Below are 19,690 nucleotides of genomic sequence, written 5' to 3'. Positions count from 1 at the left end.
CCGGCGGAAGGCCTGCCTTCCCTGTGTCGACGAATGGCAGGACCGGAAATCGACCGTTGCTCAGCGCTGCGCGCGCCGCGGCGAGGACAGCAGCCCGGCAACCGTCGCGATCTGTGCGGCGCCTGAACGCTCCAGCGTCTGCAGTGCCACCCTCCTGCGTGCTGGCGGGGCCGGCGTCAGCATGTCCGCGATACGCGCGGCACTGCCACCGTCCCGCCTGCACTGCTCCACCTGCTGGCGGAAATCCCGTTGCCAGTTCGAGAAGTGGTCGTTGGCATGGATCACCGGCCAGCGGCGGGCGGCGCGCCAGCGTCGGGGAAATCGAAGCGGCTGAACATGTCGATGACCAGCAGTGCGGTCGTGGCATTCCGGCGTGGCATGGCTCAGTCTCCGGTCTGCGCATGCGTCGCCTGCACGGGCTTGGACTGCGGGGAATCCTTCGCAGGAAGATGGTCAGCACGACCAGCGCCAGTACCGCCAGGAATTCGCTCTGACAGTCCTGCATGGACTCGAACCAGAACCTGCTGCTGGTCAGATGCTCCAGGAAGGACGATGGGGGCAGCCCCTGCAACGGCTGTTCTACCTGTTCTGTCTTCCCGCTGCCGACGGCATGCAGACTGAAGCTGACCAGGAAGAGCAGGCCGAACGCGATCGCCAGTGAATGTCCATAGAGCGTCTTCCATGATGCAACGGCGATGGAGCGGCTGCTCGCCGTGGTCGAGCCCTACGCCCGCGCGGCCTAAGCATCCATCGGCGGCGCGTGTTTCGCCGCTGCACGATCTGGTTCAGCGCTGGCCTCCCGCCGCCGTATCGCTGCAGAGCGTCTGACGGACAGCGCGTTGCAGGCCCTCGATGTGGAACGGCTTGGCGACGAAGGGGGCACGCCGGTGGCGCGCAGGTACCAGCTGGTCGTACACCGCAGAGACGAACAGGTAGGGAATCTTCAGTTCGGCCAGGCGGTCGGCTACCGGAAACACCACGCCATCGCGCAATTCCACATCCAGTACCGCGCCATCGAACCGTTGACGGTCCAGCAGGCCGAGGGCGTCAAACACGCTGTAGGCATGGGTGACGTGGTCGCCACTGTCCTCAAGTGCCTGTTCCATCAGTGCCGCCAGATCGAACTGGTCCTCCACCAGAAGCAGATTGCAGGGAGGCTGGCCGGTCGTGCGAGGCATGAGGTGGGTCTATGGAGCCGTGGGAACGACAGTGTCCGCCGCAGGCCATCAAGGCGATGCGGAGATGATGTGGTGTCGGCGCGAAGCCGCGCGCGCCGTGCAGGCAGCGTGCACGGAGGGGCCGGCAATGTTGACGATGCCTTGGCGATCACTGTGGATACTGCCGCCGTCCCCGCACGAGGAGTCGCCCAATGAACGCTTCCGGATCCCTGTCTGCGCCCCAGGTGCTGCGCGTGGAAAGCATGCCGCTCGCCTGCGGTGGGATGGCAGTTGTCGTCGAACTTGACAGGGTGCCCTCCCGCGCCTGGATGAAGTCGCTGAAGCGGGCACTGCTGTTGGCAGACGGCCTCGACGGCGCGCAGGCCAAGTTCGATGGCCGCTTCGTCTACGTGGTGGGCGTGGAGGCCGCGCAGCGTCGAGCCGAGCATCGGGTCATGCAGGTGCTGTCTGCTGCGGAGGGTCGGCCGGCCGCTGCCACGTGCGCGTACACGATGCCGCCTGCGGCTCCTTCATCCGTGCTGCAGGCCTGAGCGCGCATCGGCGGCAACGGGGGGGACGGGCTGGAGCACCACTGCAACGAAGCGGAACCGCGATTGCTGTTGCCCGGGTTCCGGTGCTGGTCGGCCCTGGAATGTCGCCCGTGTTGGGCCGCCATATATCTCGTGCCATCTCCTCAAGTGCAGAGTCGACCCCACACTTGAACGCAGCCTCCACGCCGAAGTCACTGGACCTTCGGCGGCGAAGATTAATGTAGAGACTATTGCAACCGTCGGTGCCCCCATGCCTCTGCGTGCGATTGCCTATGCGAGCGAAGCCGTTGCCTCATTGAGCGCGGAGTGGCTGCGCGGTCTCGTCGACGACGCGGTGGCATTCAATGAAGCAGCGGACATCACCGGCGTGCTTCTGTTCGATGGCCATCGCTTCCTGCAGTACCTGGAGGGGCCACAGCAGGGCATGGACGCCGCGTGGCGGCGCATACTCGACAGCAGCAGCCATCACAGTGTGGTCGAGCTCAACCGCGGTCGCATCGGTCGCCGCCAGTTCTCGCACTGGCGGATGGGCTGGCTGCAGGTCGAGCACTCGGCACTCGGCAGGATGGCACTGTCCGACTGGACCGGGTTCGTGCGCAGCACGGCCATCACCGGAGTTCCGACCAGCGCGCTGGACAGGCTGCAGTTGTTGACGGCGCCTCTGCTGCGGGCCGGTCAGGGCGGACCTTCCATGCACGCTGCGCCTGCTGGCGAAGAAGGGTCATGAGCACTCGGGTGGAACCGCACCCTGCCGGAACGCGGATACGCGTCGGTTGCGCAGGATGGTCCCTGTCGGCGGCGGATCGCTCCAGCTTCGGTGGAGGCGACAGTCTGCTGCAGCGCTACGCCACACGCTTTTCCCTGGTCGAGATCAACTCCTCGTTCTATCGCCCGCACCTGCCGCAGACCTATCGGCGCTGGGCCGCTTCCGTTCCGGACGATTTCCGCTTCACGGTGAAGATGCCGCGTTCCATCTCGCACGAGCAGCGGCTGCACGGTGCCGGCCCGCTGCTCGACCCGTTCCTGGACGCGGTGGAGGAGCTCGGCGGCCGGTTGGGTGCGCTGCTGTTGCAGTTGCCTCCCAGCCTGGCATACGAGCCGCAGCACGTCGAACCGTTTCTGCACGATCTGCGTCGGCGCACGCGCAGGCAGGTGGCGTGCGAGCCTCGACATCCGTCCTGGTTCAGTGCCGAAGTGGATGCGCTGCTGGCGGTCCATGACATCGCGCGCGTGGCGGCGGACCCGGCGCGGGTCGCGCAGGCGGGAGAGCCGGGCGGGGCCCGCGGCTGGAGCTATTGGCGATGGCACGGCCAGCCGGATATCTATCGCAGCGCTTATGACGAGACCACACTGGCACGGCTGGCCGGGCTGCTCAGGGACCGCGCGCGTGCCGGCCATTGCGCCTGGATGATCCTGGACAACACGGCGCAGGGCCATGCGGTCAGCAATGCACTGCGATTGCAGGCACTGCTTGGAGAACACGGCCATGCCTGAAGGCCCTTCCATCGTGCTGCTGCGCGAGGCCGCCGAGATGTTCACCGGCCAGATACTGCGACATGTCGGGGGCAACAGCCGGATTGACCTGTCCATGCTTGCAGGGCAGCGCGTGCGATCCGTGCGTAGTTGGGGGAAGCACTTCCTGCTGGAGTTCGGCACGGATACCCTGCGGATCCATCTGATGCTGTTCGGCAGCTGGCGTATCGATGAGCGCAAGCCTTCGCCTCCGCGCGTATCGCTGAGGTTCGATGCCGGCGAACTGAACCTCTATGCCTGTTCGGTCAAACTCATCGACGGCCCGTTGGAAGAAGCCTACGACTGGCGCACCGATGTGATGAGCGATGCGTGGGACCCCCGGCTCGCGCGCCGCCGCCTGAAAGCGATGGCTGACGTCCTGGTGTGCGACGCACTGCTGGACCAGAACGTTTTTGCCGGCGTTGGCAACATCATCAAGAACGAAGTGCTGTTCCGGATCGGCGTACACCCGGCCACGCGTGTGGGTGACCTGCCGCCGCGCAGGCTGGGTTCACTGATCCGCGAAGCCAGGACCTACAGCTACGAGTTCCTGGAATGGAAGCGTCGTCACGAGCTCAAGAAGCACTGGCAGGTGCATGCCAAACGCAGCTGTCCGCGATGTGGCGGCCCCGTCAGCAAGCAGTATCTGGGCAGAACCCGGCGACGCAGCTTCTTCTGTCCCCGCGATCAGGTCCTGTTCGACGGCGCCAGGCCGGCCGGTGGCCGCCAGCGATGATCAACAGGGCGGAGGCAGGGGTGCCTGCTTCTGGCGATGGCGGGCCAACAGCTGGCCAAGCAGAGCCGTCGCCAACAGAAGCAGATTGGTCACTACGAAGACGCTGCTGCCCAGCATCAGGCTGTAGAGGGTGAACAGCGCCGAGGCCACCATCTGGCCGGCGAACAACCATCGTGACAGTGTCTCGGGATGTGGCGAACGCCACTGCTTGACCATCTGCCTGAGCAAGGTGGCGACCAGCACAAGGGTCGCCATCCAGCCGATGATATCCGGATGCATCGGAATCTCCTGTTGCCGCCGCCGTTCCTGGCGGCGTATGGCAGTGGAACTCAGGCGGCCTGTGCTGCCTTGGCGTTGCCACCCCCCTTGGCCAGCAGGGTCAACTTCTCGTCGGTCGACTTTTCTTCGGCCAGTGTTTCCAGCAGCAGGGGGAGCGCGTCCTTGTAGCCCAGCTGCTTGGCCAGCGCGGCGATGGTGCCGTACGACGCAATCTCGTAGTGCTCGACTTTCTGGGCGCCACCGATCAGTGCGGCATCACGCACCGGTCCCTTGTCGATGCTGTCGATGACGTCCTTGCCTTCCTCCACCAGCCCTTCCATCGCTGCACACTTGATGCGCTTGAGACGGATGCCCAGCGTCTCGACCACCTGGTCGATCCGCTCGATCTGGCCCTGGGTTTCCTCCAGATGGGTTTCGAAGGCGGCGGCGAGATCCGGATTCTCGGCCGCACGGGCAAGGCGGGGCAGGGCTTTGGTCAGCTGCTTCTCGGCGCTGTAGATGTCCGAAAGTTCGTGGATGAACAGGTCTTCGGCAGTCTTGATGGCCATGTGCGGCTCCAGTCGGGAAGGAATGATGACCGTAGCGGGCCCGGCGTTGATGCCCGGCGTACATGCAGTGAGCGCGATATCGCTGTCCACCGGCATGGTCCATGCAGGGCCCTCACATGTGCACGCGCGATGCACATGGCGTGCACGTGCCGACGCTGGCGTATGCATCAGGCTGCCAGCGTCCGCATCGACAGGAGAAAACACGATGAACACGCCAGGAAAACCGACGCCGAGCTGGCGACAAGGGAAGGTGCTGCTGGGAGTGCTGGCCGCCGTGCTGGTGATTACCGGGATCATCCTTTTCGTGCCCTGGTAGCGGCGGTCAGGCCGCGTTGAGCGACGTGATGCATGCATCAAACGACGCTCACCCCGGGGCCACAGTCCTTTGTCCAAGGTAGTGATGCAGGCAACGCACACCGTTGTCCGTTCCCAACGAATCTGAACTTCAGGAGCAGAACATGAGCACCCAGTCCACCATCGAACATCGTCTCAACGACCTGATCGAGATCGCACGCGACGGCAAGTCGTTCTACGAAGAGGCGGCTACGAAGGTGAAGGATGCCGAGCTGGCGGCATTGTTCACCCGCATTGCCGGCGTCAAGGGCCGCATCGTGTCGGCACTCAGTGGCGCGGTTGCGGCCACCGGTGGCAAGCCTGCCGAGCACGGCACTCTGGTCGGCTCGATGCAGCAGTTCTACGGCAAGGTGCGCGCAGCGTTCGGCGACACCAACTATGGCTATGTGGCCGAGCTGGAAGAATCGGAAGACCGCCTGCTGGCGGCTTTCAAGGACGCGCTGAAGGATGAGGGCCTGCCGCCGGCGGTACGCCAGGAAGTGACCCAGCTGCTGCCGGAAGTGCAGGAATGCCACAACGTGATGCGTGCGCGGAAGCACGCGATGAAGGCAGCCTGATCGAGCGGGATGCAGTCTCCGGAGAAAAAAGGGGCGGCCCCAGGCCGCCCCAATGCTCTTCAGCAGGTAAGTTGAACGTGGATCAGAAGCGCACGGACCAGCGCGCCGTAGCGCCGTGGTCACGGCTCTCGCTGCCGAACTGGCCGCTGTAGCCCAGCTCCAGCGACTGCCGCGGGGTCAGCCACGCGGACAGCCCCAGCTCGGCCACGACAGCGCTGTCGGCGATCGGCGCGCCGCTGACGGTGAACGCGCCGCCACCGTTGGCGAAGGCGAGATTGGCCACCTGGCTGCGGTCGCCGGAGGCCCGGCGATAGCCCACCGCGCCACGCAGGTGCAGCCAGCTGTCCTGCTGGAAGGATGCCTTCAGACCCTTGTCGAAGCGCAGCCCGGCGGTCGCCACGGTAGTACGGGTGTCTTCCACTTCGCCCTGCAGTGCGGCGGCGCCGCCCCGCTCGCTGATGCGCTTCAGGTCCACTTCGACACGGGCAACCTGCAGGTAGGGCTCCAGGCTGCCTTCAGCAGAGCCGAAACGGTAGCCGGCTTCGAGGAAAGCCTGGCGGGTACGCGCGTCATAACGGCCGGTGAGCGTGTCGCTGAATCCTGCGAACGCCAGCTCGCGGGTGCTCTCTGCCTCGTGCTTGCTCCATGCCACGCCACCGCGCAGACCGAAGCCGCCCCAGCTGTGGCTGGCGTAGGCACCGAAGTGGGTATTGTCGATCTTGGACTTGGCACGGCGGTCGCGTTGCTTGACGTCGGTACGGCCGGTGCCGGCGAGTACGCCGGCCTGCCAGCCATCGAACTCGCGGTCGATACCGACCAGCAGGCCGTTGCTGTTGGCGTCCGTGCGCGCGGTTTCGACATCGCCATCGAGCTTGCCGTTGCCGCCGATTGCCTGCACCCACGCACCGGTCGCGTCGCCGGTGCTGCCCGGCGACGCATTGCCCGCACGTCGCGACAAGGCTGCATCACGCACGTAGCGGCTGCTCTCGACCAGTACCAGCGGCGTGGCGGCATGCAGCTCGCCGCTCAGGCCGTCCAGCGCGGCGCCGACCTGGGCGGGGAACAGCTGGGTCAGCGGCCGGGGCAGGCCCTGGTTGATCGCCAGACCGTCGGCTACGCCGGCGACGGCGCGCTGGTTGCGCGTGGTGGCCGCGCTGGCCAGCAGCGCACCCCGGGTCACGTCGATGCGCGCACCATTGGCGCTGTAGGCCAGGCTGAACTGCAGGAACGGCGAGAATGCACTGAAGTCGGTACGGGCGAACTGACCGTTGATGCCACCGTCGGCGCGCAGGATGTTGAACTGCTCACCCAGGTAGTACACGCCCGGTTCGGGCAGCGCGACCAGTGTGCCGTCCAGCGCGGCGGTGCCGGTGACGTGCAGCTGGTCGCTGCGGCCTCCCGGCGCCAGTTCGGACGCGAACACGCCGGTAGCGCCCTGCGCGTAGTCACCGTTGACGGTCAGGGTGCCGATCGAATTGCCCGGCGCGATGATGCCGTCGACCCGGGTGGTACCCAGGGTGCCGACACCCTTCAGCAGGCCGTTGGCGCCCACGGTGGTATTACCGCCGGCCTGCGTGCCGTTGAAGGAGACCACGCCGCCATCGACCACCAGGTTGCTGTGGTCAAGCACGCCGCCGGCGCTGACCGTGCTGACGCCGCCGGTGGTGTTCAGGGCGGTGGAAACCAGCGAGCCGTTGAGCAGGAACTGGCCGCCCTTCACCTCCACTGCCGAGGTGAGCGAGTTGGCGCCATTCAATTCCAGGACGCCATCGTTCACCACCGCACCGTTGAAGCTGTTGTCGCCGCTCAGGCGCAGCCAGCCGATGCCGGACTTGGTCAGCTTGCCGGGGCCGCCGATGTCGTTGGTCCAGTCATCCCAGGCCTCGCCTTCCCAGACCTTCAGGCCACCGGCCTTCTGGTTCATCACCACATCGGTGTCCACGCGCAGCGAGCCGAAGCCTTCGATGGCCTTGCGCAGGTCGACCATGCCCCAGCCGTAGATCTCATCGATGCCCGGATCGCCCAGATCGCGGGCGGTGGTCAGCAGCACGTCGCGGACCTGTGCGCTGTCCAGGTAGGGGAAGCGCTCAAACAGCAGCCCGAGGGCGCCGGTGATGTGCGGCGCCGCCATCGAGGTGCCCGTCTTCAGGCCGTAGGTGTACTCGGTGTTCTCGCTGTCGATGATCAGCCGCAGGTACTCGCTGGTTTCCTCGATGCGTCCCTGGATCTCACCGGAGACGATGGTGCTGGCGATGTCGGTGCCCGGGGCGGAGATGCACCAGTTGGCGGCGGCACCGCAGATGCTGGAGCTGTCGTCGAGCACATAGTCGGTTTCGCCATCGTCGGCGACCGGCTGGCGCACGTTGGCCACGGCCAGCCAGTAGGGTTCGATCTCCGGCTTCCAGCGGGGCAGGGCCGCAGTGATGCCCGCGACGGCCCCGCTGCCGTTGCCGGCCGACCACACCTGGATCAGGGTCGACCCGGGGGCAGCGTCGCTGCCTGCGTAGATGCTGCCGTAGACGTCGTAATCCGCGCCAATCGCGGCATACTGGCGGTCGAGCGCCGCGGCACTCATGTTGCGGGTCGAGATGCCCCAGCTGTGGTTGATGGCGCGCACGCCCTGCGCCTGGATCTGCGCATACATGTCCAGTACGGCGTCGTCGTCCGGGTCGGTGCGGTACACCGCGCGGGGGCGATAGAAACCATCCGGATCCAGGCGCCACTCATAGTAGGTGTCACCGAACACGCGCGCTGCCGTCAGGTCGGCACCGAAGGCCACGCCATGCATGCCGGTGCCGTCGCGGTTGGCGCCGATGGTGCCCAGCACGTGGGTGCCATGATCGGCGTAGCTGAAGCCGTAGGGCAGGCCGGCCGCGATCAGGCGACCGGCGAGCGCCGCCGGCACCCCGGCACCGAGGCCGTAATAGTTGTAGCCGGGTTGTTCGCCGCGGGTCTGCGCGCAGGCCCCTTCGCCGGCGACGATCCCCGCCGTCGCGCAGTCCGGGCCGATGGTGATGCTGGTGGTGTTGCGGCCAGCGAATTCCGGGTGGGCCAGCGCCGAGCCGGAATCGAACAGCGCCAGGCGTACACCCTGGCCGGTCAGGCCGCGGGCATAGGCATGGTCGGCCCCCATCGCGGCCAGGCCCCAGTCGGCATTGAACTCGTCGCTGTGCCAACTGGCGGCGTCGCCCGCATTGCCCAGGACCGGGGTGGACGTGGCCTGCGCCGAAGCAGCGACGGTTGCGTCCGTTTGTGCATGGCCCGGCTGGGCCCACGCCGCCTGCAGCTGGCGCTGCTGTTGCCAGGCATCGAGTGAATCGGAGGCCATTGCCGGCAGGGCGGCTGCCAGTAGCAGGGAGCTGGCCACCGCGAGTGCCAGCGGGCGTTGCAAGGGGGAACGGGAGCGGGACGAACGGCCATGCAGCGGGTGATTCATCAGGCAAACTTCCTTGATTGACGGTCTACCCAGCCGCTAACTGTCCTGGATGCGTTTCACCCCCAGCGATGTGACGGGAATTTTGTTAACGCGTTAATGTTTCGTGACGAAAGCCACACTTTTCGCACCCTGCCGCATCAGTCTGTACACGCGTCCCTGAAGGTTGACGGTGTGCCGGCCGGTCGCGCAGTTCGTTTTTGCCCCTCATTGAACAGGAACGTCATGGCTGTCAGACGCATCGTCGCCAACATCGCCACACCCGATCCGACGCGCGCCGCCGCGTTCTACGGCGGCATCCTCGGCATGCCGGTGGTGATGGATCATGGCTGGATCGTCACCTACGCCGGGCAGCACACTGCGCCTGCGCAGCTCAGCTTCGCCAGCGAGGGCGGGTCGGGGACGCCGGTGCCGGACCTGTCGATCGAGGTGGACGATCTGGATGAGGTTCTGCAACGCATCCGCAGCGCCGGCATTGATGTCGTGTATGGTCCTGTCCAGGAGCCATGGGGCGTGCGTCGGTTCTTCGTCCGTGACCCGTTCGGGCGCCTGCTGAACCTGCTCAGCCACGGCTGAGGCGCGTCGCTCAGTCCTGCTGACCCGGTTCGTCGCGATCCCGTGGACCTTGGTCGGACTGCTGGCGCTGCTGCTGTGCGCGGGCGCGGCGTGCATGGCCGCCTTCGCGACCGATCGCGGCCATGTGCTGGCGATCGCGGCTGATGGCTTCGCCTCCCTTGCGGCCGGCAATGCGCGCCTCGGCGGGACTGAATTCATGGGCGTTGCCGGAGGCATGGGCGGCGCGCCCACCCTTGGCGGCGATCGCGCGCTGCATGCGCTGGTCCATCGACGCGAACCCGCGGTTGCTGCTGGCCATAGGGGGTCTCTCTCGGCGTGGCGGAGCCTCATGCTTGCCGACGGCAGGCTAACGGTACGTCCGCAGATGGCGCGCGGTCTTCACGTTCTGCCTGCTTGTCGTTGACGCTGCACTTGCGCAGCGCTGCTATCGCCCCGGACACAGGCCACGCCTAGAATCGGTTCATCCCGGTAGCTCCCGGGCGCTGTTGAGTGAATGGACTCAATGAAGATTCTGTTGACCGGAAGTTCCGGGCGGATCGGACGCGCGATCTTCGGCGCGTTGGCGGCCACCCATGAAGTCATCGGGCTGGACCGCAGCCCGTTCGCTACTACACGCATCATTGCCGACGTCACCAACACGAAGGCACTGGAGCGTGCCGTGCGCGGCGTGGATGCGGTGATTCACACCGCTGCGCTGCATGCACCGCATGTCGGGCTGGTGCCGGACACGGTGTTCCAGCAGATCAACGTGGAGGCGACCGCGCAGCTGCTGCGGCTGGCGCGCGATGCTGGCGTCGGACGCTTCGTGTTGACCAGCACCACCGCCCTGTACGGCCATGCCGTGGTGGCGGGCGGTTGCCGCTGGATCGACGAAGACACTGAACCCCTGCCCAGGACCATCTACCACCGCACCAAGCTGCAGGCCGAGGCGCTGGCCGAAGCGGCGGCATCGGAGGCGTTCGCCGTGCGCGTGCTGCGCATGGGCCGCTGCTTCCCCGAGCCTCCCGAGCGCATGGCGATGTTCCGCCTGCACCGGGGCCTGGATGCACGCGATGTGGCCAGCGCGCATGCCGCGCTGCTGCACAACGCGGGCGCACCGTTCCAGCGCTACATCGCCTGCGCGCCGACCCCCTTCCGGCGCGAGGACTGCCTGGAACTGGCCACCCAGCCACGCCGGGTGCTGGCGCGGCGCGCACCGCAGCTGCTGGCCGAGTTCGAGCGCCGCGGCTGGCCACTGCCGCTGAGCATCGACCGCGTGTACGACGGCAGCCGTGCGGTTGCGGTGCTGGGCTGGCAGCCGCGCTACGGTCCGGACGATGTACTGCAGCAGTATGCGGCAGGCAGCATCGAAGTGCTGCCACGCACGCAGTGGCTGAAGGACCGGGTGGTCGAGTAGGTTCGCCCCGCCTGGAGGCCATCCGAAGCTGAGTGTATTCAGTTTGACGCAGGGCAACGGCTCAACAACGCCGCGGACCGGCCGCTAACCCGGTGCGCCCTTGCGGTGCCGGGCATCGCCCGGCGCAGACAGGTCGCCGCGCGAGGGATCGCGCACCAGCGCGGCGCCAACGCGGTGCCGGATGTCCTGACCTGTCTTGCGGACCCTCCCATGCCGTCTTCCCGCTCCGCCGCTGCCCGTCGTCCGGGCAGCATCGCCCACAAGCTGATGCTGGGCACCGCTGCCATCGCGCTGTTGTGCTTCGGCCTGACCGCCTTTCTGATCTACCGCCAGGCCAGTGCCAGCCTGATCAACGCATCGCGGCAGACCATGGCCAGCGAGGCGCAGGCCGAAGCACGCCAGGTCGCGGCCGATCTGGGCACCGCCTTCGCCAGCAACGATGCCATGGTCGAGGCCGTCCTGGCCCAGCGCTCGCGGGGCGACCAGCCTGATCGTGCCAGCCTGGCGGCCGTGCTCGGCGAACAGCTCCGCGCGCACCCGGAGTGGCTGGGCAAGAGCACCATGTGGGAGGCCGATGCCTTCGATGGCAAGGACGCGGAGTTCGTCAACAGCGAGGCACATGACGCCACCGGTCGCTACATGAGCTACTGGGCCTGGCAGGATGGCAAACCGCAGCAGTCGGTGATGACCGACTACACCGACACCGCCAGCGGGTCCGGTGACTGGTACATGGGGCCGAGCCGCGACAAGCTGCCCAAGGTGAGCGAGCCCTATGCCTATGAGATCGCCGGCCAGAAGGTGCTGATGAGCACCCTGAGCACGCCCATCGTGGAGAACGGCACGTTCCTCGGCGTGTTCACCGTCGATTTCTCGCTGGCGGCGCTGCAGAAGCATCTGGCGACGCTTGCGCCGATGGGAGCAGGCCGCGTTGAACTGCTCTCGCCCAAGGGCGTGGTCCTGGCTTCGGCCGATGCCGCCGAGATCGGCAAGCCGCGCACCGATGCCTTCACCCGCGACATGCTGGCCGGAATCGCGGCCGACAGGACCGTCGAAGCGTTCGAGCCGGATGCCGCCGGCAATGTGCGCCTGTACGTGCCTCTGCGGGTTGGCGAGGCCCCGCAGCGCTTCGCGTTGGGTGTGGTGGTGCCGCATGCGGTGATCGTGGCCGAGGCTCGCCAACTGCTGTGGCTGACGCTGCTGGTCGGCGTGCTGGCCGCGCTGACATTGAGCGCAGGCGTCTACCTGCTGCTGCGCCAGCTGGCGATCCGGCCGCTGGCACAGGCGGTACGCGTTGCAGGTGACGTGGCGGCGGGCAAGCTGGACACCGCGCTGCCGGCGCGCGGCAACGATGAGGTCGGGCGCCTGCTCGAGGCGATGCAGGGCATGCGGGGACAGCTGCAGGCGGTGATGGCGGCGCAGGCGGAGATGGCACGCCGCCATGATGCGGGTGAGCTCAGTTACCGGATGGACGCGGCGGCCTTCCCGGGGGAGTACGGTCGCATGGTGGCCGACAGCAATCAGCTGGTGGCGTCCAGCAATGCGGTCACCCAGCGCCTGGTGGACGTGATGCAGCGCTACGCGGTGGGCGATCTGAGCGTGGACATGGAGCCGCTGCCGGGCGAGAAGGCGGTGTTCACCGCCGCCATGGCCACCACCAAGAGCAACCTGGCGGCGATCAACGAGCAGATCCAGCAGCTGGCCGCCGCTGCTGCCGCCGGCGACTTTGCCGTGCGTGGTGACAGTGAGCGGTTCGAGCACGATTTCCGCCGCATGGTGACCACGCTGAACGCGATGATGCAGGCCAGCGACCACAACCTCGCGGCGCTTTCCACGCTGCTGCGCGCCATCGCCGCCGGCGACCTCAGTGCACGCATGCAGGGCGACTTCCACGGCGTGTTCGCGGTGATGCGCGACGATGCCAACAGCACCGCGCAACAGCTGACCCATATCGTCGGCCAGATCCAGCAGTCAGCGGCGAGCATCCGCCTGGCGGCCGGCGAGATCGCCGCGGGCAACAGCGATCTGTCGCGTCGCACAGAACTGCAGGCGGCCAACCTGGAAGAAACGGCAGCGTCGATGGAGGAGTTGACCTCCACCGTGCGCCAGAATGCCGATCATGCCCTGCAGGCGAACACGCTGGCCGCATCGGCGGCGGACGTGGCCAGCGAAGGCGGAAAGGTGGTCGGCCAGGTGGTACAGACCATGCAGCAGATCGAAACCTCGTCGCAACGCATCGCCGAGATCATCTCGGTGATCGACGGCATCGCCTTCCAGACCAACATCCTGGCCCTGAACGCCGCCGTTGAGGCCGCGCGTGCGGGCGAGCAGGGTCGCGGCTTCGCCGTGGTGGCCAGCGAAGTGCGCGCGCTGGCCCAGCGCTCGGCCGCAGCGGCGAAGGAAATCAAGGGACTGATCGACGCATCGGTGGCCCAGGTCGGCAGCGGTGCGCAGCTGGTGCACCGCGCAGGCAACACCATGCAGGAGATCGTCGGCCAGGTCGGGCGGGTCAACGAGATCATGGCCGAGATCTCGGCCGCCTCGCGCGAGCAGTCGGCCGGCATCGAGCAGGTCAACCAGACCGTGGTGCAGATGGATGAAACCACCCAGCAGAATGCGGCGCTGGTGGAAGAGGCCAGTGCTGCCGCGCGCGCGATGGAAGAGCAGGCCGAGCAGCTTGCGGTGGCGGTGTCCCGCTTCCGGCTGCAGTCGGAAGCGGGCACGGGCACGACGGCCACGCTGCGCGCTGCCTGATGCCGGAAACGAAGACGCCCGGCGGGGGCCGGGCGTCGGTTGCATCCTTGCCGCGCGTCCGTGCGCAGGTCTGAGTGGCTCAGAACATTCCTTCAAACGGGTTCCAGCCGGTCCGGCCTTCCACCTTTTCCAGGTAATAGCTGTAGTTGGTGCTGGAGGCGACCAGTACATTGAAGGCGATGAACACCGCGCGGCCGACGATGTCGGGCAGGAACATCGTGATGGCCGCCAGGGCGATGGCGATGCCGACCACCACCAGCGCCTTGCGCCACATGCCCAGGATCAGCAGGTAGATGGGGCCGAAGAACAGGGCAAAGATGTTCAGGTTGATCTTCAGGCGGTCACCGAAGGACAGGGCCCGCCATGCCTGCTTGAAGCCGGGCTCCTTGGGCGCGCCGTGCTGGCGGTAGAAGTTGAAGCGGAACTGCCACTTGGGGCTGAAGTGGGTGAGGTCGACGGTATTCATGGGAGGAACTTCCCTGTGAGAAAACGTTTTCATGCTAACGGAAATGCCTATTCAGGATCCAGCGCTGCGTGCCTGGAACGTGACGCATGCCCTTTGCAGGCGCAGGCCTCACCGGCTTGCACGTCACCCATCCGCCTTGTTTTTAGGATAGGGTGCGCAGTTCCGCTGCCGCCCGGTTGGACCCGCGCGGCAGCGGGGATGTCCACGGAGGTTGCATGACCACACCCGCTACACCGGAAAACGCACCGGGACCGGTGCTTCTGCCCACACCCGAAGTGGTGCAGGCCCAACAACTGCTCGCCCGCCAGCAACTGGCGGTGGCGATGGACCGTGCGCGCACCGCTGCCCTGCAGGACGCGGCCGGCGTCGTCCTGCAGGACGAGTAACGCGCGCTGCTGAAGTACGATCGATCGCGTTGGCCCCGCCTACAGCGCGATCGCCGAGGGATGTGTCGCCGCCCGTTTTGCTCGATCCAATTGCGCTCGATGTGCCAGGCCGTCGGCACCGCGCCGGCAGCCTCGCCTGCTGTTTGCTGAATGGGGAGAAATCCCGGCGTAGGCCTTCGCACCCGGCTTACATGTAGCGGCCTAGACTGGGCCGCATTTTCGATTCCGCCCCGTTGGAGATCGTGTGGGTTCCGGTAGTGACAGACAGCGACTGCGCGGCCTCAGGCCGACGCAGCCAGGACAAGTGCGGGCGCCGGGAAGGCGCGCCGGGAACCTTCGTGCATGCAGCCTGGCCGGGACGGCCGGCCATGCCGACTGCGCGGAGTAGGCGCCGATGGGGGTGCAGACCATCCATGCGGAGGCGGAATCGCCCGGGCCTGACGCCGGCTGGGCGCTGCTGCCTGCCGAAGTGCCCTTGTCGATGCCCGAGCAGACCCTGCGCGAAGGGCGGCTCAGGGTGCGACGGCACCGCACCTCGCCACGCCTGATCGGCCTGCGTCGGCTGTACATCCTGGGCGGCACGCTGGTGATGACCGCAGCGGCCACCCGGATGATGTGGCGGGTGTTGTCGGTCAACGGCATCAGCGTGCTCGAAGCCTGCCTGCTGGTGCTGTTCGTGGGCCTGTTCGCCTGGATCGCGCTGTCGTTCGCCAGCGCGGTGGCCGGCTTCCTCACCGCCGTGTTCGACCGTGGCTATCGCCTGGGCATTGATCCGGACAAGCCGCTGCCCACCGTGCACAGCCGCACGGCGCTGCTGATGCCGACCTACAACGAGGATCCGCGCCGGCTGCTGGCCGGCCTGCGTGCGATCTACGAATCGGTGGCGGCCACCGGCCAGCTGGAGCGTTTCGACTTCTTCGTGCTCAGTGACACCCGCCGTGACGATATCGCGCGGGCCGAAGAGCAGGTCTTCGCCGAGCTCCGCGAGCAGGTGCCCGACGGCCGCGTGCGGCTGTTCTACCGCCGTCGTGGCGACAACAGCGGCCGCAAGGCGGGCAACATCGCCGACTGGGTGCGCCGCTTCGGCGGGGCCTACCCGCAGATGCTGATCCTGGACGCCGACAGCCTGATGACCGGCGACAGCATCGTGCGCCTGGTGGCCGGCATGGAACACAACGCTGACGTCGGCCTGATCCAGACCCTGCCGTCGGTGATCGGCGGACGCACCCTGTTCGCGCGCATGCAGCAGTTCGGCGGCCGCGTCTACGGGCCGGTGATCGCCCGGGGCGTGGCCTGGTGGCACGGCGCTGAAAGCAACTACTGGGGCCACAACGCCATCATCCGCACCCGTGCCTTCGCCGACCATGCCGGCCTGCCATCGCTGCCTGGGCGCAAGCCGTTCGGCGGCCACGTGCTCAGCCACGACTTCGTCGAAGCCGCGCTGATGCGGCGTGGCGGCTGGGCCGCGCACATGGTGCCGTACCTGGGGGGCAGCTATGAGGAAGGCCCGCCGACCCTGACCGACCTGCTGGTGCGCGACCGCCGCTGGTGCCAGGGCAACCTGCAGCACGGCAAGGTGGTCGGCAGCCGCGGCCTGCACTGGATCAGCCGCATGCACATGCTGATCGGCATCGGCCACTACTTCACTGCGCCCATGTGGGCGATGCTGATGCTGATCGGCATCGCCATCCCGCTGTTCCAGGAAGGCATCGACTTCAATGCCGTGCTGCACCTGGCGCCCGGCGTGTATTGGCGCGCGCAGGACGAGCAGCAGGTGGTGCGCCTGTTCGCCGCCACCATGGCGGTACTGCTGATGCCCAAGGTGCTGGGCTACCTGGCGATGCTGCTGGACCCGGTGGATCGTCGTGGCTGCGGCGGTGCGTTCCGTGCCTTCGTGTCGATGCTGGTGGAGACCGTGCTGGCGGCACTGATGGCGCCGGTGGTCATGTACGTGCAGTCCCGCGGGGTGGCCGAAGTGCTGTCCGGACGCGACTCGGGGTGGGACGCGCAGCAGCGCGATGACGGTGGCATTTCCTGGATGGCGCTGGTGCGCGGTTACGGCGGCCTGGGCCTGTTCGGCGCCTTCATGGGCGTGCTGGCCTGGCTGGTCTCGCCGTCGCTGGCGGCATGGATGGCGCCGGTGGTGATCGGCATGGTGCTGGCCATTCCGGTGGTGGCACTGACCTCGTCGCGCGGTCCCGGTGCGTTCCTGCACCGGCTGGGCCTGCTCGACATCCCCGAGGAGAACATTCCGCCGCCGGTGCTGGTACGCGCCGCGCAGCTGCGCCGGGAAGCGGCCGAACAGCCACCGCTGTACTGATCGCCCCACACCGGCGGCATAATGCGGCTCGCATCTGAAGGAGCCGCAACATGCTGCAAACGGTGGAACAGGAAACCGGCGCCTCGCCGCAGTGGTCGGTGATCTGGCTGCACGGCCTTGGCGCCGATGGCCATGACTTCGCCCCGATCGTTCCGGAGCTGGTGCGTCCGCACTGGCCGGCGCTGCGCTTCGTGTTCCCGCACGCCCCGGTGCGGCCGATCACGATCAACAACGGCGTGCCGATGCGCGGCTGGTACGACATCGTCGGCATGGATTTCCGTTCCCGCGCCGACATGGCCGGCGTGCGCGAATCGGTGGCCCAGGTAGAGGCCCTGATCGCCCGCGAGATCGAGCGGGGCATCACGCCGGAGCAGATCTTCCTGGCCGGCTTCTCGCAGGGGGGCGCGATCATTCTTACCGCCGCGCTGTCGCGCACGGCGCCGCTGGCCGGGCTGATCGCGCTGTCCACCTACCTGCCCGACGCGGACAGCGCCGAGCGCGTGGCTACCGCAGTGGACGTGCCGGTGTTCATGGCCCACGGCAGCGGCGATCCGGTCATTCCGCAGGCGGTAGCCGCACACAGCGCGCAGGCGCTGCGCGCGTTGGGCCTGCAGGTGCAGTGGCACAGCTACCCGATGGCGCACCAGGTCTGTGCCGAGGAGATCGATGCCCTGGGTGACTGGCTGCAGGAACGCCTGGGCGTCGCCTGACCCATGTCTCCGGCCAGCACGCCTCCCTGGATGCCGGAACTGTGCCGCCTGCGGCGGCTGGCGGCGATGCTCGGCCTGGCCGAGCTGGTGGTGGTGCTGCTGGCCCTGGCCCCCGATGGCAGCCGTCACTGGACGGTGGGCGAGCTGCTTTCGGCCAGCGGTTTCGCACTCTGGCTGGCGCTGGCGGTGACCGCCAGCCTGTGCATGCTGCGGCAGGCGCTGTCGAGGCTGCCACCGCTGCTGGGCGCCGCTGCGGCGATCGCACTGGCGGCGCTGATCGCCGTGGTCTGCGCGGGCATCATCCACGCGCTGTATGCCGTGCTGGGCGACAGCTTCGCCCGTGGCATCAGCTTCTGGCGCTTCACCCTTGGCAGTGCGGCCACCAGCGCACTGATCAGCGCGCTGGCCCTGCGCTACTTCTACGTGAGCGACCGCTGGGCCGCGCAGGTGCAGGCCAACGCACGTGCACAGGCCGATGCACTGCAGGCCCGGATCCGTCCGCATTTCCTGTTCAACAGCATGAACCTGATCGCCAGCCTGCTGCATCGCGATCCGGCGGTGGCCGAACGCGCCGTGCTGGACCTGTCCGATCTGTTCCGCGCGGCGCTGGGGGCGGGCGATGGAGATTCCACCCTGCAGGCCGAATGCGAGCTGGCCGAGCGTTACCTGTCGATCGAGTCGCTGCGCCTGGGAGAGCGCCTGCAGGTGCATTGGCAGCGTGACGAGCCACTGCCGTGGGAGCAGCCGCTGCCGCGGCTGGTGTTGCAGCCCCTGGTGGAAAACGCGGTGCTGCATGGCATTTCGCGGTTGCCGGAAGGTGGCACCGTCGAGCTGCACGTGGCGCGCGAAGGCAACGAGCTGCACATCCGCGTACGCAATCCCGCTCCCGATCCACAGATGCCGGGGCTCGCCCTGGCCCGCGGCGCCGGGCATGCCCAGCACAGCATCGGTCATCGCCTGGCGTGGCGCTTCGGCAGTGCCGCACGGATGACGGCCGGCTGGAGCGAGGGCTACTATGACTGCCAGGTGACGGTGCCGATCCAGTGAGGGAACGATCGTGAGGGTAGTCATCGCCGATGACGAACCGCTGGCGCGCGAGCGCCTGCGCAGCCTGCTGGCGGCGCAGGAGGGGGTGGACGTGGTGGCTGAGGCCGGTAACGGCGAGCAGGCCCTGCACGCCTGCGCGGAACTGCAGCCGGACCTGGTGCTGCTGGACATCGCGATGCCCGGACTGGATGGGCTGGAAGCGGCCCGTCACCTGGCCAGCTTCGAGCCACGCCCGGCGGTGGTGTTCTGTACGGCCTATGACGCGCATGCCTTGTCGGCATTCGAAGCGGCGGCCATCGACTACCTGATGAAGCCGGTGCGTGCCGAGCGGCTGGCAGCGGCCATCGCGCGCGCGCGGACCTTCCTGGCCGGGCGCGGGGGGCAGCCACAGCACGACGCGGGGCAACAGGCACGCAGCATGCTGTGCGCCCGGTTGCGGGGCAGCCTGCGGCTGATTCCGCTGGATGACATCCATTACCTGCAGGCCGAGGAAAAGTACGTGGTGGTGCACCACGCGCGTGGTGAGGACCTGATCGAGGAGTCGCTGAAGTCGCTGGAGGAGGAATTCGCCAGCCGCTTCGTGCGCATCCACCGCAACTGTCTGGTGGCGCGGCACGAACTGGTGGAACTGCGTCGTGGCGTGGGCGGGCAGGTGCAGGCGGTGCTCCGGCATGGGAAGCAGCCGCTGGAGGTCAGCCGCCGCTGTGTGGCGACGCTGAAGCAGGAACTGCGGCATCTGTGAGTGTCCTGCGCGGCCTGCGGCCGCGACTGCTTGCGGGCAACGTCTGAAGCAACAGCAACTGCAGGTTGTGTTCGGCTCTGAGCTGTTGCGTGTTGGGTGAGTCGGGATGGGCGGGCGAGACACGCCGTGAACCCATCCATGGGGGCTCGATGGCGCCATCCATGGCGCC

General features: G+C 67.4%; 20 protein-coding genes and 1 pseudogene. 13 read left to right on the top strand and 8 right to left on the bottom strand.

Going from position 1 to position 19,690, the window contains the following annotated elements:
* Window positions 1–60 precede the first annotated feature (60 nt).
* The 3 genes and pseudogenes from ACVOKU_RS09135 to ACVOKU_RS09125 form a co-directional block, all read right to left on the bottom strand.
* Window positions 61–285, bottom strand: a complete 225-nt coding sequence (locus tag ACVOKU_RS09135) for a hypothetical protein (RefSeq protein ID WP_481559709.1) — start codon at window positions 283–285, stop codon at window positions 61–63.
* Window positions 286–383: 98 nt separating this feature from the next.
* Window positions 384–682, bottom strand: a pseudogene (locus ACVOKU_RS09130) (DUF6766 family protein); the annotation flags it as partial.
* Between the two features lie 103 nt (window positions 683–785).
* Window positions 786–1,178, bottom strand: coding sequence for a response regulator (locus ACVOKU_RS09125; RefSeq protein ID WP_053517160.1), 393 nt, complete (start codon window positions 1,176–1,178; stop codon window positions 786–788).
* Between the two features lie 191 nt (window positions 1,179–1,369).
* Between ACVOKU_RS09125 and ACVOKU_RS09120 the strand changes: the two genes are divergently transcribed.
* From ACVOKU_RS09120 to ACVOKU_RS09105, 4 genes are all read left to right on the top strand, one after another.
* A complete protein-coding gene (locus ACVOKU_RS09120; protein ID WP_481559708.1) occupies window positions 1,370–1,708 on the top strand; it encodes a hypothetical protein in 339 nt (112 codons plus the stop codon).
* 250 nt (window positions 1,709–1,958) lie between these two features.
* Window positions 1,959–2,435, top strand: a complete 477-nt coding sequence (locus tag ACVOKU_RS09115; RefSeq protein ID WP_481559707.1) for a BLUF domain-containing protein — start codon at window positions 1,959–1,961, stop codon at window positions 2,433–2,435.
* Window positions 2,432–3,202 carry a DUF72 domain-containing protein gene (locus tag ACVOKU_RS09110; protein ID WP_481559706.1) on the top strand — a complete coding sequence of 257 codons (771 nt, stop codon included), beginning with the start codon at window positions 2,432–2,434 and terminating at the stop codon, window positions 3,200–3,202. The genes ACVOKU_RS09115 and ACVOKU_RS09110 overlap by 4 nt, the downstream gene beginning before the upstream one ends.
* Entirely contained in the window at window positions 3,195–3,956 is a 762-nt protein-coding gene (locus ACVOKU_RS09105; protein WP_481559705.1) for a DNA-formamidopyrimidine glycosylase family protein, read from the top strand. Before ACVOKU_RS09110 ends, ACVOKU_RS09105 begins: the two co-directional genes overlap by 8 nt.
* On the opposite strand, the gene ACVOKU_RS09100 is transcribed toward ACVOKU_RS09105, so the two are convergent.
* Together ACVOKU_RS09100 and ACVOKU_RS09095 are read right to left on the bottom strand one after the other, a co-directional pair.
* Window positions 3,957–4,235: a hypothetical protein gene (locus ACVOKU_RS09100; RefSeq protein ID WP_346480483.1), complete on the bottom strand. Its 279-nt coding sequence runs from the start codon at window positions 4,233–4,235 to the stop codon at window positions 3,957–3,959.
* Between the two features lie 50 nt (window positions 4,236–4,285).
* Window positions 4,286–4,783, bottom strand: coding sequence for a YciE/YciF ferroxidase family protein (locus tag ACVOKU_RS09095; protein ID WP_065174478.1), 498 nt, complete (start codon window positions 4,781–4,783; stop codon window positions 4,286–4,288).
* Window positions 4,784–5,241: 458 nt separating this feature from the next.
* On the opposite strand from ACVOKU_RS09095, the gene ACVOKU_RS09090 reads away from it, so the two are divergent.
* The gene (locus ACVOKU_RS09090) at window positions 5,242–5,694 is read left to right on the top strand and encodes a PA2169 family four-helix-bundle protein (RefSeq protein WP_053517176.1); all 453 of its coding nucleotides are present in this window, start codon (window positions 5,242–5,244) and stop codon (window positions 5,692–5,694) included.
* 82 nt (window positions 5,695–5,776) lie between these two features.
* Here ACVOKU_RS09090 and ACVOKU_RS09085 read toward each other — a convergent pair whose 3' ends face one another.
* Complete coding sequence (locus ACVOKU_RS09085; protein ID WP_481559704.1) at window positions 5,777–9,130, bottom strand: autotransporter domain-containing protein; 3,354 nt, start codon at window positions 9,128–9,130, stop codon at window positions 5,777–5,779.
* A gap of 222 nt (window positions 9,131–9,352) precedes the next feature.
* On the opposite strand from ACVOKU_RS09085, the gene ACVOKU_RS09080 reads away from it, so the two are divergent.
* A complete protein-coding gene (locus tag ACVOKU_RS09080) occupies window positions 9,353–9,703 on the top strand; it encodes a VOC family protein (protein ID WP_481559703.1) in 351 nt (116 codons plus the stop codon).
* Window positions 9,704–9,713: 10 nt separating this feature from the next.
* Here ACVOKU_RS09080 and ACVOKU_RS09075 read toward each other — a convergent pair whose 3' ends face one another.
* Entirely contained in the window at window positions 9,714–10,001 is a 288-nt protein-coding gene (locus ACVOKU_RS09075) for a KGG domain-containing protein (RefSeq protein WP_481559702.1), read from the bottom strand.
* 204 nt (window positions 10,002–10,205) lie between these two features.
* On the opposite strand from ACVOKU_RS09075, the gene ACVOKU_RS09070 reads away from it, so the two are divergent.
* Together ACVOKU_RS09070 and ACVOKU_RS09065 are read left to right on the top strand one after the other, a co-directional pair.
* Complete coding sequence (locus ACVOKU_RS09070; protein ID WP_263175924.1) at window positions 10,206–11,099, top strand: NAD-dependent epimerase/dehydratase family protein; 894 nt, start codon at window positions 10,206–10,208, stop codon at window positions 11,097–11,099.
* Window positions 11,100–11,309: 210 nt separating this feature from the next.
* A complete protein-coding gene (locus tag ACVOKU_RS09065) occupies window positions 11,310–13,850 on the top strand; it encodes a methyl-accepting chemotaxis protein (RefSeq protein WP_481559701.1) in 2,541 nt (846 codons plus the stop codon).
* Window positions 13,851–13,929: 79 nt separating this feature from the next.
* Here ACVOKU_RS09065 and ACVOKU_RS09060 read toward each other — a convergent pair whose 3' ends face one another.
* Window positions 13,930–14,316, bottom strand: a complete 387-nt coding sequence (locus ACVOKU_RS09060) for a DUF2628 domain-containing protein (protein WP_111186117.1) — start codon at window positions 14,314–14,316, stop codon at window positions 13,930–13,932.
* Window positions 14,317–14,531: 215 nt separating this feature from the next.
* Between ACVOKU_RS09060 and ACVOKU_RS09055 the strand changes: the two genes are divergently transcribed.
* From ACVOKU_RS09055 to ACVOKU_RS09035, 5 genes are all read left to right on the top strand, one after another.
* Window positions 14,532–14,702 carry a hypothetical protein gene (locus ACVOKU_RS09055; RefSeq protein WP_164972337.1) on the top strand — a complete coding sequence of 57 codons (171 nt, stop codon included), beginning with the start codon at window positions 14,532–14,534 and terminating at the stop codon, window positions 14,700–14,702.
* A 394-nt stretch (window positions 14,703–15,096) separates the two neighbouring features.
* Window positions 15,097–17,022 carry a glucans biosynthesis glucosyltransferase MdoH gene (gene mdoH / locus ACVOKU_RS09050; protein ID WP_481559700.1) on the top strand — a complete coding sequence of 642 codons (1,926 nt, stop codon included), beginning with the start codon at window positions 15,097–15,099 and terminating at the stop codon, window positions 17,020–17,022.
* A 50-nt stretch (window positions 17,023–17,072) separates the two neighbouring features.
* Entirely contained in the window at window positions 17,073–17,732 is a 660-nt protein-coding gene (locus ACVOKU_RS09045; RefSeq protein ID WP_065174484.1) for an alpha/beta hydrolase, read from the top strand.
* Window positions 17,733–17,735: 3 nt separating this feature from the next.
* The gene (locus ACVOKU_RS09040; protein ID WP_481559699.1) at window positions 17,736–18,779 is read left to right on the top strand and encodes a sensor histidine kinase; all 1,044 of its coding nucleotides are present in this window, start codon (window positions 17,736–17,738) and stop codon (window positions 18,777–18,779) included.
* 10 nt (window positions 18,780–18,789) lie between these two features.
* Window positions 18,790–19,521, top strand: a complete 732-nt coding sequence (locus tag ACVOKU_RS09035) for a LytR/AlgR family response regulator transcription factor (RefSeq protein ID WP_053517196.1) — start codon at window positions 18,790–18,792, stop codon at window positions 19,519–19,521.
* The last annotated feature ends 169 nt before the right edge of the window (window positions 19,522–19,690 follow it).

Source organism: Stenotrophomonas sp. STEN147 (assembly GCF_056757995.1).
This window is presented reverse-complemented; position numbering and strand designations above follow the sequence as displayed.

Bases quoted from the DNA above. Each gene is read 5' to 3' on its own strand.
- ACVOKU_RS09125 (WP_053517160.1), bottom strand. From the start codon at position 1,178: ATGCCTCGCACGACCGGCCAGCCTCCCTGCAATCTGCTTCTGGTGGAG.
- ACVOKU_RS09105 (WP_481559705.1), top strand. From the start codon at position 3,195: ATGCCTGAAGGCCCTTCCATCGTGCTGCTGCGCGAGGCCGCCGAGATG.
- mdoH (WP_481559700.1), top strand. From the start codon at position 15,097: ATGGGGGTGCAGACCATCCATGCGGAGGCGGAATCGCCCGGGCCTGAC.
- ACVOKU_RS09120 (WP_481559708.1), top strand. From the start codon at position 1,370: ATGAACGCTTCCGGATCCCTGTCTGCGCCCCAGGTGCTGCGCGTGGAA.
- ACVOKU_RS09095 (WP_065174478.1), bottom strand. From the start codon at position 4,783: ATGGCCATCAAGACTGCCGAAGACCTGTTCATCCACGAACTTTCGGAC.
- ACVOKU_RS09115 (WP_481559707.1), top strand. From the start codon at position 1,959: ATGCCTCTGCGTGCGATTGCCTATGCGAGCGAAGCCGTTGCCTCATTG.
- ACVOKU_RS09085 (WP_481559704.1), bottom strand. From the start codon at position 9,130: ATGAATCACCCGCTGCATGGCCGTTCGTCCCGCTCCCGTTCCCCCTTG.
- ACVOKU_RS09065 (WP_481559701.1), top strand. From the start codon at position 11,310: ATGCCGTCTTCCCGCTCCGCCGCTGCCCGTCGTCCGGGCAGCATCGCC.
- ACVOKU_RS09070 (WP_263175924.1), top strand. From the start codon at position 10,206: ATGAAGATTCTGTTGACCGGAAGTTCCGGGCGGATCGGACGCGCGATC.
- ACVOKU_RS09110 (WP_481559706.1), top strand. From the start codon at position 2,432: ATGAGCACTCGGGTGGAACCGCACCCTGCCGGAACGCGGATACGCGTC.
- ACVOKU_RS09040 (WP_481559699.1), top strand. From the start codon at position 17,736: ATGTCTCCGGCCAGCACGCCTCCCTGGATGCCGGAACTGTGCCGCCTG.
- ACVOKU_RS09055 (WP_164972337.1), top strand. From the start codon at position 14,532: ATGACCACACCCGCTACACCGGAAAACGCACCGGGACCGGTGCTTCTG.
- ACVOKU_RS09045 (WP_065174484.1), top strand. From the start codon at position 17,073: ATGCTGCAAACGGTGGAACAGGAAACCGGCGCCTCGCCGCAGTGGTCG.
- ACVOKU_RS09080 (WP_481559703.1), top strand. From the start codon at position 9,353: ATGGCTGTCAGACGCATCGTCGCCAACATCGCCACACCCGATCCGACG.
- ACVOKU_RS09075 (WP_481559702.1), bottom strand. From the start codon at position 10,001: ATGGCCAGCAGCAACCGCGGGTTCGCGTCGATGGACCAGCGCATGCAG.
- ACVOKU_RS09100 (WP_346480483.1), bottom strand. From the start codon at position 4,235: ATGCATCCGGATATCATCGGCTGGATGGCGACCCTTGTGCTGGTCGCC.
- ACVOKU_RS09060 (WP_111186117.1), bottom strand. From the start codon at position 14,316: ATGAATACCGTCGACCTCACCCACTTCAGCCCCAAGTGGCAGTTCCGC.
- ACVOKU_RS09090 (WP_053517176.1), top strand. From the start codon at position 5,242: ATGAGCACCCAGTCCACCATCGAACATCGTCTCAACGACCTGATCGAG.